The 12,863-nt window shown below is 71.9% G+C and carries 8 protein-coding genes and 7 tRNA genes; 3 read left to right on the forward strand and 12 right to left on the reverse strand.

The features are described 5' to 3' along the window. Positions 1 to 42: 42 nt before the first annotated feature. The 3 genes from WMF42_RS29170 to WMF42_RS29180 all read left to right on the forward strand — a co-directional run bounded on the left by WMF42_RS29170 (position 43) and on the right by WMF42_RS29180 (position 4,667). Positions 43 to 2,106, forward strand: coding sequence for a DUF4215 domain-containing protein (locus tag WMF42_RS29170; protein WP_437686170.1), 2,064 nt, complete (start codon positions 43 to 45; stop codon positions 2,104 to 2,106). Positions 2,107 to 2,175: 69 nt separating this feature from the next. Then, positions 2,176 to 3,225, forward strand: a complete 1,050-nt coding sequence (locus WMF42_RS29175; protein WP_437686171.1) for a hypothetical protein — start codon at positions 2,176 to 2,178, stop codon at positions 3,223 to 3,225. A gap of 866 nt (positions 3,226 to 4,091) precedes the next feature. Further along, entirely contained in the window at positions 4,092 to 4,667 is a 576-nt protein-coding gene (locus tag WMF42_RS29180; protein WP_061605925.1) for an HPF/RaiA family ribosome-associated protein, read from the forward strand. Between the two features lie 60 nt (positions 4,668 to 4,727). Here WMF42_RS29180 and WMF42_RS29185 read toward each other — a convergent pair whose 3' ends face one another. The 12 genes from WMF42_RS29185 to WMF42_RS29240 all read right to left on the reverse strand — a co-directional run bounded on the left by WMF42_RS29185 (position 4,728) and on the right by WMF42_RS29240 (position 12,825). Then, positions 4,728 to 6,893 (reverse strand): protein kinase domain-containing protein, encoded by a 2,166-nt coding sequence (locus tag WMF42_RS29185; protein ID WP_437686172.1) that lies wholly within the window; start codon positions 6,891 to 6,893, stop codon positions 4,728 to 4,730. Positions 6,894 to 6,997: 104 nt separating this feature from the next. After that, positions 6,998 to 7,516, reverse strand: coding sequence for an HNH endonuclease (locus WMF42_RS29190; protein ID WP_061605927.1), 519 nt, complete (start codon positions 7,514 to 7,516; stop codon positions 6,998 to 7,000). A gap of 106 nt (positions 7,517 to 7,622) precedes the next feature. Further along, positions 7,623 to 7,695 (reverse strand) — tRNA-Leu (locus tag WMF42_RS29195). 127 nt (positions 7,696 to 7,822) lie between these two features. Further along, positions 7,823 to 7,896, reverse strand: a tRNA-Glu gene (locus WMF42_RS29200). A gap of 297 nt (positions 7,897 to 8,193) precedes the next feature. Then, positions 8,194 to 8,265: transfer RNA gene (locus WMF42_RS29205), tRNA-Asp, on the reverse strand. Positions 8,266 to 8,273: 8 nt separating this feature from the next. Continuing rightward, positions 8,274 to 8,393: transfer RNA gene (locus tag WMF42_RS29210), tRNA-OTHER, on the reverse strand. Between the two features lie 98 nt (positions 8,394 to 8,491). Continuing rightward, entirely contained in the window at positions 8,492 to 10,174 is a 1,683-nt protein-coding gene (locus tag WMF42_RS29215; RefSeq protein ID WP_437686173.1) for a TROVE domain-containing protein, read from the reverse strand. 102 nt (positions 10,175 to 10,276) lie between these two features. Continuing rightward, a tRNA-His gene (locus WMF42_RS29220) sits at positions 10,277 to 10,351 on the reverse strand. A 12-nt stretch (positions 10,352 to 10,363) separates the two neighbouring features. After that, positions 10,364 to 10,435, reverse strand: a tRNA-Asn gene (locus tag WMF42_RS29225). A 166-nt stretch (positions 10,436 to 10,601) separates the two neighbouring features. After that, positions 10,602 to 10,678: transfer RNA gene (locus WMF42_RS29230), tRNA-Lys, on the reverse strand. Positions 10,679 to 11,097: 419 nt separating this feature from the next. Then, complete coding sequence (locus WMF42_RS29235) at positions 11,098 to 11,274, reverse strand: hypothetical protein (protein ID WP_155798028.1); 177 nt, start codon at positions 11,272 to 11,274, stop codon at positions 11,098 to 11,100. A 255-nt stretch (positions 11,275 to 11,529) separates the two neighbouring features. Continuing rightward, entirely contained in the window at positions 11,530 to 12,825 is a 1,296-nt protein-coding gene (locus tag WMF42_RS29240) for a tetratricopeptide repeat protein (protein WP_437686174.1), read from the reverse strand. Between the last annotated feature and the right edge of the window lie 38 nt (positions 12,826 to 12,863).

Here is a 12,863-nt window from a genome sequence, read left to right on the forward strand (position 1 = left end):
TCACCTCGCGTCCCGACAATCTGTTTCTGGTGGAGCGGGTGGATGAACATACGACTCGTGGCAGGTCTCTTTGTGCTCGCGCTCTCGACGACCGCCGGGTGTGGCGACGATGACGGTGAAGGTGGCAGTGGCGGCTCCGGTGGTGCCGGTGGTGCCGGTGGCATCGACGTGACAGGCAGCGGCACCGGCTCGGACGCGACCAGCACCGGCAGCAGCGGTGGCGCCGAGCCCACCGGAACTGGCGGCGCCGAGCCCACCGGAACCGGCGGCGCCGAGCCCACCGGAACCGGCGGCGCCGAGCCCACCGGAACCGGCGGCGCCACCGGAACAGGCGGCGCCGAGCCCACCGGCTCTGGCGGCGCTGAGCCCACCGGAACCGGCGGCGCCACCGGCTCTGGCGGCGCCGAGCCCACCGGCGGAACCGGCGGCGCCACCGGCTCTGGCGGCGCCGAGCCCACCGGCGGCACCGGCAGCGCCACCGGCTCTGGCGGCGCCGAGCCCACCGGCGGCACCGGCAGCGCCACCGGCTCTGGCGGCGCCGAGCCCACCGGCGGCACCGGCGGCGCCACCGGCTCTGGCGGCGCCGAGCCCACCGGCACGAGCAGCGCCACCGGCACCGGCGGCGCTGAACCCACCGGCTCTGGCGGCGCCGAGCCCACCGGCGGCACCGGCGGCGCCACCGGCTCTGGCGGCGCCGAGCCCACCGGCACGAGCAGCGCCACCGGCACCGGCGGCGCTGAACCCACCGGCACCGGCGGCGCCGAGCCCACCGGCGGCACCGGCGGCGCCGAGCCCACCGGCGGCACCGGCGGAGGTCCCTCCACCATCTACGGCGCCGCGTGCGCCGACCACGACGCCTGCGCCGGCGAGTACTGCATCACGGAGACCGAATGGGGATGGCCGTCCGGCTCCTGCGCGAGCCCGTGCGATCCCGCCGTGGGCGCGTGCTCCGACGGCGGCGTCTGCGTCGATTTCGGCGAGGGCGTGAACCTGTGCATCCTCGGGTGCAGCGGACCGGACGCGTGCCGCGATGGCTACAGATGCAGCGAGGTTGTCGACGGAATCACGGCGTGCACCCCGGCGTGCACCGACCACGCGCAGTGCACGGAGCTCGGCATGTGCGACCCGTTCGACAGCACCTGCAAGCAGGGCGAGACGGCGTGCGCCGACGGCGTGGACGACGAGGGCGACGGCCTGACCGACTGCGCGGACCACGACTGCAACGCGACCTGCGGCCCGATCGCCGACGCAGCCTGCGCGGACGCCGCGGCCGTGACGACGACGACGACAATCGCAGGCGACACGTCGACCGGCACGAGCGTGTTCCAGGCAAGCTGCACGGGCGGCGGGCCGGAGCAGCTCCACCTGTTCAGGCCGCCCGCGGGCCAGTCCGGCACGCTCCTCGTCGTGCTCCAGTCGGAGAGCGATCACGGGCTCTATGCCCGCACGGTGTGCACGAACAGCTTCGCCGAGATCGACTGCAATGACGATTATGCCGCCACGGACACCCATCTCGAGGAGGAGGAGCTCGAGCTCGTCGTGCACAGGGACGAGGCGATCCCGATCTTCGTCGACGCCTACTCCCTGGACGACGCAGGGCCGTACACGCTCGACTTCGTGTTCTCTCCGGCCACCTGCGGCGACGGGATCATCAGTCAGCCCGAGGAGTGCGACGACCGCAACACCACGAGCGGCGACGGCTGCTCGGCCGAGTGCACCCTGGAGCTCGACGACGCCTGCGCCGACGCGCTCCCGGCCGTCCTCGGCGACAACCAGGGCGACACGTCGACCGGCACGAGGCTGTTCAACGGCACCTGCTTCACGCGCGGGATGCCGGAGAAGATCCACACGTACACGCCGCCGAGCGACGGCACGCTGACGCTGGCGCTGTCCTCCGCGACAGACCTCGGGCTCTACGTGCGGGCGAGCTGCGCGGACGAGGACTCCCAGATCCGGTGCGAGGACAGCAAGGCCGGCGGCACCGCCCCCGAGACGATCGCGCTCGCCGTCGACGGCGGCGCGCCCCTGTTCATCTTCGTGGACACGTACAGCGCGGCGGACGCCGGGCGGTACACGCTCCACCTCGCGTTCACGCCCGCCCGCTGAGCCCCGGCGCCGCGCCCCGGGCGCGCCCGGGGCGCCCTCGTGGCGGGGCGGATGCGCTACGCTGCGCGCGTGCTCGCCACCGCTCGTCCAGCCCGGTCGTCTCTCCGCAAGCTCCTGCTCGTCGCCGCGGCGCTCGCCATGTGCGCCTGTCGGCCAGCGCCCGCGCGCTCCACGGGGGCCGCGCCGGCCCCCTCCAGCGCGGTCGGCGCCGCGCCCGCGGCTCACGACGCCGCCGGGCCGGCGCCGCAGCCAGCGCCGTCGCCAGGCGGCGACAGCGCCGCGCAACCGCCGCAGGTGGCCGCGGGCGACGGCGCCTCCGACATCGCGCTCGACGGCAGGTCTCCCGTGAAGCTTGCGCCGCCGCCGTTCGGCCAGACGCTCGTGCGGCCCGCGCCGACCGGGGGCTCCGCCGCGCCGCGCCTCGTGAAGGTCGCCGAGCAGAAGAACGCGATCACGGACGCGGCGGCATGGTTCACCAGGAACGGCCTCTCGCTGCCCACCCTGCAGGTGCCGGGCGCCCCCCGGAGCGAAGCCGGCGCCCTCCCCTCCTTCGTTCCTGCCCGCTACGGCGACCATGCGCTCGTCAAGGCGATCGATCACGGAGACCACCTCGCGCTGCTCTACGGCCAGAGCTTCAACGACGCGCGCTTCGTCGCGATCGTCGACGCCGCGCGCAAGGTCGTCGCCTTCCTCGACTTCGACAGCTTCCTCACGCCCCCCGAGATCGCGCCCGGGGAGGCCGCGTTCGTGCGGGGCCACGTCGGCTGGGCCGTGGCCAGGGACGGTGTGCTCTACGTCTCATCGGGCCACAGGACGTACGCGGCCTCCTCGAAGGGCAAGAACGCTTTCCTTTCGGCGATCGATCTCGCCTCGGGACAGCTCCTCTGGCAGAGCGCGCCGCTCGTCTGCAACGCGGAGAACTTCGTGCTCCGCGGAGATCACCTCGTCTGCGGATACGGCTTCACGGCAGAGCCGGACTTCCTCTATGTTCTCGATCGCGCCACCGGCAAGGTCGTCTCGAAGCTCCCGATCAAGAGCGGGCCTGAATACCTCGTCGAGAAGGAAGGCAAGCTCTTCGTCCGCACGTACGACACGGACTACGTCTTCGATATCCGCTGAAGCGGCGCCCGGGCGCGGCCGGCGCGACCGCCGCGCCGGGCGAACGGGGCGCTATGCCCCACGCGCCTTCTCCGCCGGGTGCCAGGTGACGCGGCGCCGCGAGCGCTCGCCCTCATGCTCGCCCCCCGGATCGCTCCTCGGCGCCGGCCCGATGACGCGCCGTGCGCACTGCTCCCGATCGGTACGACATCCCGGCGCGGCGGGCGGACCGGACCGCCGCGTCGCGCGGAGAGGGACGCCGCCATGGCCGGTCCTCGCTGCCCCAGGGGGCAGGGCTCGCCCGCCGGGCGCTGCCCCGCGTTCCTGCCCGGACAGGCGCGTGGAAACTCGATGAAATGCAACGGAACGGCGCGAGACGCCCCGTGTGTCGCAAACTGCCCCAGGAGAGCACGCTCCGTCGCGCTCGCCGCGTCCCCAGCGCCGGCCTGGAGATCCACGACGGACGCAAGAACCTGCTCCTGTCACGCAGAGCTTGCGCCGCCAGGGCCGCGCCCGGCGTCGCTCCACCGCGGAGCTCGCCGCGAGCGCGCTGCCTCACGGCGGAGCGACCGTGGCAGCGAACTTGCTACCGTGTGATTTCAGCACACACGAGGGTTTCATGGTCGCAAAGAACCATCACGCGGGCCCTGCGCAGCAGGCGAACCAGAAGTGAGGGGCCCGACTGCCGCACGATGCCGTCTACGTCGACCTGGCGGCCCCGGAGCAACGCCCGCTCCGGGCCACCGCGCAGAGGGTCGCGAGGCCGGGACACTCCCTGGTGCCCAGGTCCGACGTACCGCGCATGGCCTGGAATCGGCTGGTGCGGCTCAGCGACCCACAGCGACTGCAGTGACGCGTCCCATCGACGCGGGATGAAAGGAGCGATAATGCAACTGGAGCTCACGTTCCGACATATCGACAAAAGCCCTTCGCTCGAGGAGCTGATCCGGGAGCAAGCGACCAAGATTCAGCGCTTCAACGACCACATCAACAGCTGCGCGGTGGTGGTGGAGCGCGACCACGCGAGCCAGGGCACGGGGGGAGAGTACCGCGTGCGCGTCGACCTCCACGTGGCAGGCAAGCAGGAGATCGTGAGCGAGGAGCGGGCCGCCAAGAACCTGCTGCCGACGGCGGTGCGCGACGTGTTTCAGCGCGCGGGTCGCCAGCTCAAGAAGCTCGCGAGCGAGCAGCGGAGCGAGGTGAAGGCGCACCCGGCGCAGGACACGTCCGGCGTGATCACGAAGCTGTTCAACGACTACGGCTTCATCACGACGCTCGACGGCCGGGAGATCTATTTCCACGAGCGCAGCATCCTCTCGGCCCCGTTCTCCGAGCTGAAGATCGGCATGGGCGTCGCCTACACCGAGGAGGACGGCGAGAAGGGCCCTCAGGCGAGCACGGTGCGGGTCGTGGACGCGCGCGGCGGCAACCGTGGCCGCGAGGAGATTCCGACCCTCAGCTAGCCCCGGCAGCCTCGTGAACGAGGCGCGGCGCCGCGCGACGATATGAGCGCGGCGCCGCGCTCATATCGTCGTGCCGCGCGGCAACGTCGGGAGCGGCGACCGCATCGGCATCGAGCCCGCCGGGGGCTCGGCCGGCGGCGTCGCGCTCTTCTCCTCGCCCCGAGGAGGGGCCGCGCCCTCGTCCGCCGGGAAGTCGGGCTGCGGCGGCGCCCTGCGCTGCCTCGCGACGCACTCCTCCCGCGCCTCCCTCAGCGCGTCGATCCGCTCGGCGGCGTCCTCGAGCCTGCGCTCGAGCGAGCCCACGCGCGCCGATTCGCGCCTCAGCTCCGAGAGCACGGCCCTGAGCTCGTTCTCCCTCGACCGGAGCGCCGCCCTCGCCCGCTCGCCGTCGCTCTCGGCCCGCTCGATCCGCCCGAGGAGCCGCTCGCGGTCGATCTCGAGGCCGGCGATCTCGCGCTCCAGGGCGCTCCTCGACTGCTCGTGGCGCGCGTCGGCCTCCGCCTTCGCGGCGGACGCGGCCTGGGCCGCGCGCCTCGCGCGGAGCTCGGCGTGCTCGGCCAGGAGCTTCGCCTCGGTCATCGCGTCCCTCGCGGAGTTGGCGCTCCGCGCGTCGTCGCTCGCCCTCATCGCGAGGGCGAGCGCCTCCTCGGTGGCGCGCTGCGCCTCGGTCATCTTCGCGAGCGCGTCCTGCGCGGAGGCGTTCGCGGCCGCCTCGAGCCGGCTGTGCTCCCGCGCGGCGCGCTCCGCGGCCTCGGCCGTCTTCCGGGCCCGCGTCGCGTGCATCCAGAACACGGTTGTCGTCGCGACCATGCCCATCAGCACCACCACGCCGAGGGCGAGCAGCGCCCGCGTGAGGCGCTCGCGGCGCGCCTCCGCCGCGGTGGCCGCGTCCAGGAAGCCGCGCTCCGGGCCGGAGAGGTCGTCGATGTCGCGCGCCCACGCGGACAGCTCGTGCAGCGCCTTGCCGCGCGGCAGGAGCCTCGGCGCCTTCCCGCCCGCGACCCACCTCGAGAGCGCCTCGTCGAACTCCCGCTTCGCCCGGCCGAGCCGGTGCAGCGCGGCCGCGACCGCCGCCATCCGCGGCCGCGCCTCGGGCTCGAACGACAGCACCGTGTGGACGAGGGCCACGAGATCCGGCGGCGTCGCGGCGCTCATCGGCGGCGGCCACGCCCCGGTCGACGCGTCGGGCGTCTGGCCCTCGAGCAGCTCGTAGAGGATGACGCCGAGCGAGTAGACGTCCGCCTTGACGTCGACGCTGCCGGAATGGCGCTCCTGCTCGGGCGCCATGTAGCTCCTCGTCCCGAGGCCCCACACGCCCTCCTGCGTGAACGGCATCGTGGGCTGTCCCGCGCCCCCGCTGCGCGGCGCGCAGGGCTCGACGGACGCGCGCGCCCCCCCGAACGACGCTGCCTCGGGCGGGAGCTCCGCCGGCGCGGCGGACGCCGCCTCGGGCGGGAGCTCCGCCGGCGCGGGGAGGATCGCGGGCCTGCCGAGGCTCACGAGCGGCAGGCTCCGGAGCGCGTCCTCCTCGCGCGCGTCGAGGTCTGCGGCGGCGCTCCAGGCGCTGGTCGCGGCCACCAGCGTGGGCGCCGGCTGCGCGGAGAGCTCGGTGCGGATCGCGGGCGCGGAGACCGAGGCGACGGGGCCGCTCCCGTCGAGCTCCACGACCTCGGGGAGACCGCCCCAGAGGACCTTGGCGATGCCGAAATCGAGGATCTTGACGCGGCTGCCCCCGGGCGCGAGCTCGTCGTCGACCACCATGATGTTCTCCGGCTTGAGATCGCGGTGGACGACCCTGGACGCGTGGGCCGCCGCCATGGCCGACGCGATCTGGTAGCCGAGCCGCACGACCTGCCGGGGCCGATCCGCGGGCGGCACCGCCTGCACCCAGTCGCGCAGGCCGCGCCCGTCGAGGTACTCCATCACGATGTACGGCGAGCCGTCCTCGAGCTCGCCGGAGTCGAAGACGCGGACGATGCCCGGGTGGTTGATGATGTTGACGGCGATCGCCTCCTGCCGGAAGCGGGCCACGACGTCGGGCCGGCGGGCGTAGTCGCCGAGCAGCACCTTGATCGCCGCCCGCGCGCGCGTCTTCGGATGCCGCGCCCGGAACACCCGCCCCATGCCGCCCCGCCCGAGCTCGCCCTCGATCAGCCATCCGCGCAGGACCGCGGGGACCGGCGCGGGCTCGTCCTCGACGCGGTCGCTGGCCGGGCACATCTCCATGCCCGGCCATCCTGCACCCGCCGGTTTGCCGGCGGAAGCCCCGATGCGCGCCGGCGCGCCGCCCCCCCGCCCGGAGGAGGGTCCGCGGCGCGCCGGCGCTCAGCTCATCCCGGGCTCGCGCAGTAGCCAGCCCACGCCTCCGGGATACGCCGCTCGCTCAGGCCGAAGAGGGGCGCCGGCGGCAGCCACTTCGGCTTCACCGGGGCGCGGAGCAGCTTCATGCCCGCCTGCTCCGGCGTCCGTCCCCTCTTGGTCGAGTTGCACGCGTAGCAGGAGGCAACGATGTTGTCCCAGACGGTCTTGCCGCCCTGCACGCGCGGGATGACGTGATCGTAGTTGAGCTCGCGGGCCTCCTTCTTCACGCCGCAGTACTGGCAGCGGAATGCGTCGCGCAGGAGGACGTTGGTCCTCGTGAACCGCACGCCGCGCTTCATCTGCAGCGTCGGCCGCTTCAGCCGCACCACGGCGGGGGCCTTGATGGAGAGCGACGGCGACCGGATGACGTCGTCGTATTCCTCGATGACCTCCACCTTGCCCAGGAAGCTCATCGTGACAGCGGTCTGCCACGGGATGACCTTATGGGGCACCATCCATGGCGTCAGGAGCAGCGTCTGCGCGGTCATGGCTCACCTCGATCGTCTCTTTCTCTTCATGATGTGGCTCCAGGTTGCGTGCAATTCGTACGTTCGAATGGCGCGACGGGTGCGTTCGACGCGCACATTCGACGGGTGCCCGTGGAGGGATTCGAACCCCCAGTCAGCTGGTTCTAAGCCAGCAGCGTTTGCCGTTTCGCCACCCGGGCAGGGCGTCACCGGTGAGACTCGACCCCACCTGCCCCGCAGGGGCAATCTGTCGTTGATTGCAATGGCAGGCTCGCCCGCTCGGGCGCGGGCGCCCGAAGGCGCACGCAGGCGAGCGGAGCGGCCCGGTGTCCCCAGCGGGATTCGAACCCGCGTCTCCGGAGCGAAAATCCGGCCGCCTGGGCCGCTAGCGAGATGGGGACGCCTCGACCACGAGGCTCGCGTCAGATCTTCATCACGGTCTCCTCATTCCTTGGACGGCCTTCCGTCGATCTCATTGGCTTCGTTTTGCCTTTCCTCCGCGGTCACCATGACCTTGGCACTGAAATGGTTGCCCCTGATTTCATGAGAAAGAGAGAAGGAACCACAGAGGCACAGAGGGCACAGAGGGGAGAAAGAGAGAGAGAAAGAAAAAAATAACTCTATCTTCTCTCTCCTCTGTGCCCTCTGTGCCTCTGTGGTCAAAATTTCTCTCCTCACGAAACCGGAACAAGCCTGGGCGCCCCCGAGGAGGATCGAACTCCCCTCACCTGATCGACAATCAGGCTGCCTCACCAGATGCATACGAGGGCAACGACAGCGCCGCTGGCGGGGTTCGAACCCGCGACATCCTAATTAGGATAACCGTCCTCCTGCGGCCCGGAGCGGGCAAAGGGGCGGAGAACGGAGTCAGGTGCTCTTCCGGCTGAGCTACAGCGGCAAGGTGGGGACATCATCGCGACGTCCCGCGAGAGGGGCCCCTCACGGCGCCCCGCGCGTGACGGACGGGCCGGCGGAGCCCGTCCGTCACGCTGTCTGTCACGCAGCGCCCCGGGTGAAATCCGCCATCACCTGGGGGGCCGCCCCGTCGAAGCCCACGACATCGAGCATGCCGGGGTCCGTGGGGTCGGCGATCGAGAAGCCGGTCGACGTCATGCCGACGACGACCAGCCTGGCCGGTCGGCCCATCGCCTGCCGGTAGTCCCTGAGCGCCTGAAACGGGTGCACATCCCCCGCCCAGGTCTCGTTGTCCGTGTAGATGACGAACGTGTCGACCTCCACCCGGCTCCGCTTCGCCCAGATCATCGGCAGCGCGCAGTCCGTGCCGCCGAAGGGCAGGCCGCTCACCGCGCGCAGCACGTCGTCGAGCCGCTGCTTCGGCGAGATCGACAGCGGCGTGAGGCCGGAAGCCCCCCCGCCCCACCTGCCGCCGTACCCGCCCGACGCGGCCGCCGTGAAGGCGACCACGGCGACCTCGCGCTCGAGCCTCGCCGTCGCCATGGCCATGGCCGCGCTCGCCACGCGCGGCGTCAGGCCAGGGACGCCAGCGATCTGGCCGCTGGTCATCGATCCGGAGACGTCGAGCGCCAGGAGGTGCTTCTTCCCTGTCGGCTCGACGGCCCGGAACGCGAGGTAGAACGCCTCGTCCAGCGCGTCGACGATCTCGCGGACCGGGGTCCACGAGAGCGCGCCGTCGCGCCGGCGGGCGCGCTCGCCGTGGCCCTGCTCGTAGACCTTGAGGGCCGAGAGCACGGCGACCGGGTGGACCCGCGCCGCGGCGAGGCGCGCGGCGTCGGTGAGCTGCCGCGCCGCCCTGCGGGACGCGTCGCTCATCGGCGAGAGCAGGCCGACCGCTGTCATCTTCCCCAGGTTCCGGATGAGCGCCGTCTGGGGCATTTGCTCGAGCAACGCCTCCCAGACCGCGGGGTCGTTCTTCCACTCGGTCTGGAGCATCTCGTGCGTGAAGCGATGCTGCCGGATCAGCGCCGTCACCTGCTTCCGGTTCGTCGCCGCGCGGAGCGACTCGAACGCGCGCACCGCGTCCGGCAGCTCCTCCGGACGCAGCGCCTTGCCGCGCGCCGACTCCTTGCCGAGCGCCTCGATGCCGCCGACGATCCAGCGGTACAGGGCGTCGTGCTGCGGGCTCGGCGCGACCGGATGCGCGAGCCGCAGGAGATCGCGGTGGCTGAAGCCGTCGCGCTGCCGGTACTTGATCGCCTGAACCGCGAGCCTGTCGGCGGGCTTCTCGTTGTACCAGGCAGCGACAGCGGACCTGAGCGCGCGGCCCCACTTCCGGAACCCCTGCACGTCGCGGGCGAAGTGGAAGAGATCCGTCCCCGTGCGGCACACCTCGGGCAAGGCCCCGAGGGCGGCCTTCCGGGTCTCGACCTTCGCGTCGGCCGCGGCCATCGCGAGGGCGAAGATCGCAGGCGCGTTCTTCGGCGCTCGCCCCGAGCGGCTGACGTCGGCGATGCGCTGCACGGCGCGGGGCCCGTCCGCGGAGAGGCAGGCCTCGACGGCGCGGGCGTTGTCCACCGTGAGCTTCCGCTCGCCCGCGTAGTAAGTCCCCCCCTCGGCGCCGAGGATGAGCCAGCGGTCGAGCCTCGCCCACTCGTCGAGGGCGAAGGCGTAGCCACCGGCGCTGTTCTTCACCTGATCGGCGCGGGCCCTCTGCCGCTGCGGCGTGAGCAGCGCGGCGAAGTGCTTCACATAATTGGCCATGACACCACCTCCGGCCCGAGGAACCGGGCAAGAAAAAGGACGGATAAGAGCTCCGCGCTCGGGCTGATCTGCAAAAGATAACCGAGCGCTTTCGACCCGTCCTGGGTGGGCGTACGGGGATCGAACCCGTCTTCGCAGGGTCACAACCTGCCCTCTTCACCAGAAGAGTAACACCCACGCAAACCACGGCTCCGGCGGGAGGAATCGAACCTCCAACCACCCGCTTAACAGGCGGGGGCTCTGCCATTGAGCTACGCCGGAACATGGAGGCGCAGCGCGCCTCCATCCACAGTGAAAACCCGGGTTGTCACAGATCGAGCGACCCCTCCGCCGGCGCAGCGGCGCAGGCGCGGGGTCGGCGCAGGCTTCCCCTCCTCGCGCGCCCGCTCCGGGTGGAGGGGCGGCGTTTCAGGTAGACCGGTGCGCCTGGCGGACCCGAGAGGAATCGAGCCTCCAGCCGTCCGCTCAAGAAGCGGCGGCTCTGGCCCTTTGAGCTACGGGTCCGCAATGCAAGCCGGCCATCGCGCGCCGGGCATCGCCGGCGCCGAGGATGCACGCCGCGGCCATTTACTTTCGACTCGAATGCTTCCAGTGCATGCTCTACAGCGCCTCCTTTCTTCGGGCGCACCCCTCCCGCCCCGCAGCGCGCGACGACATCGCACGCGCGGCAAGCAAGACAACCCCTCTCCCAACACGCCTGCAGCCCACAGCGCACGGCGCGCTGCAGCCCACAGGGGGTATACAGCCCACCAGTGACCAGCAGCCCAGCAGAAGACCGCAGCCCACGAGGGCGAACAGCCCCCCAGCGGTCTACAGCCCGTAACGGGCAACCGGCTTCACGACCCCCCAGAACGCCGAAGGCCGCCTGGGTTTCCCGAGGCGGCCTTCGCGAACGTCGTCGATCGACGCGTGCTTAGCTGCCTCTAGGCGCTATCTTCCGGGTTTCCGAGCTTCCGCGACAGGCGGATGCCGCAAGAATGGCCGGGGTCGTGCGCCAAGGAATCGCCACCCTGCAGATGCTCCCATCCCGCGACCGCACCGGGCGTACCCGCCTTGGGCTGGATGGCGATGAGCTGCGTTTTGTCGGAGCGGCTGAACATAACGAATCCTTGTGTGCGCAATGAGTACTCCCCTCCGACGGTCCGTGCAACAGAAAAGTTCCTCGAGTCGATTCTTTTTTTCGATGCCTTCGATACAGGAGCTTGTCCGGCCCCGGCGAGGGTCAACGCAATCGAGGAATCCCGCGGTTTTCCGGAGGTTTGCCCGCGCGATGCAGCGGGCGGGGGCGGGATCCGTGACCAGGAATCATGGGACACGGCGTCGAGAGGTGGTCTGCGCGAAGCACACATCGTGCCCTATCGGGCGTGGGCGTCGAGCTGGAATCGCTCGTTGCACTCGGCGCCAGTGACCACCACGTGCCCGCCCTCCACCTTCACGTCCACGGCGCTCCCCTCCGGCCAGCGCAGCGCCACGATCGCGCGGCCTGTGCGCGCGTCGTAGAACGTCCGCTCATGGTGGCTCACGCCGTCGCGGCAGCGCTGCTCCTCGGCGGGCTCGCCGTCGAAGACAGCGCCGGCGCCGCTGAAGAAGGCGTCGACAACGAGCAGCGCCCCCTCGGTCGAGCCGCTCACGCTGCGGATACCCTGGCAGCGCGCGGGCCAGCCCCCCGAATGACCGCCGTCCGCGACAACGAACCCCGCTGGCTTGCGGGGGAACACCACATGGTTGTGGAAGTAGGTGTACGTCCCGTACTCGCGAGGGAAGATCCACGGCGGGTCGCCGGCGCAAGGGCCGTGGCTGGCACCCTTCCCCTCGAGTCCGCACAGGCGCGCTCGCGCCGCGGCCTCGGTCGTCACCTCGCGCGCCGGGCCGGGCTCCTCCTCGCCGAGGCCGACCAGCGCGAAAAGCTCGATCCATCCCGGCACGACGACGGCGCCCTCGACGCCGGCCTTGCGGACCTCGACGGCGCACATCGACCCGCCGGCGAGCTTGCCGCGCGTCGCGGGCGACGGCCTGAGCACGTGCGCGTTCGCGTAGGCGACCCGGGCCGCCTCGGGATCGCCCGCCTTGTCGCGCAGGAGCCCGAGGTTGAACCAGATCTGGGAGCGGAGCTCGGGGTCGCCCGCGCCCGCCAGCGCCGCGGTGAAATTGCCCTCCGCCGCGTGGCTGTTGCCGTCGCTCAGGTGCGCGAAGCCCAGCTCCGCGAGCGCCCGCGCGTCGGTCGGATCCACGGCGAGGGCGTCGTTGAACGCCTGGATGGCCGCGTGATACCGCCGCTCCCGGGTCGCGAGCCTGCCTCTCGCCAGCGCGGCCCTGTACGCGGCGATGGCCTGCTTCTCCTTCTCGGTGAGCGGGCGCGCGCCCGGCGCCGCCCGGGAAGGCGGCGCCGGGGCTGCCGCCGACGCCGCCGCCGACGCCGCGGCGCTGCTCACGGACGCCACGGCGGGGGCCGAGCTCGCCGCGGCGGGCGGCGCGCCCTCGACTGTCGGCCTCGGCGGCTCGTCGCGGCGACACCCCGCGGCGGCGCACGCCGCGATGAGGCCGAGGACGAGGCGCCTCTCTGAAGCTCGCCATCTGCTGGCGCCCTTCATGGTCCCGGCGGCGGCTTCGTGGCCTGGAGCGTATCGAGTTCGAGCGTTCAGCAGCTTCATCGCCTGTCCCACGTCACAGGACCACAGCGCGCGACAGC

The organism is Sorangium sp. So ce176, assembly GCF_051519835.1.
GTDB classification, from domain to species: domain Bacteria; phylum Myxococcota_A; class Polyangia; order Polyangiales; family Polyangiaceae; genus Sorangium; species Sorangium cellulosum_G.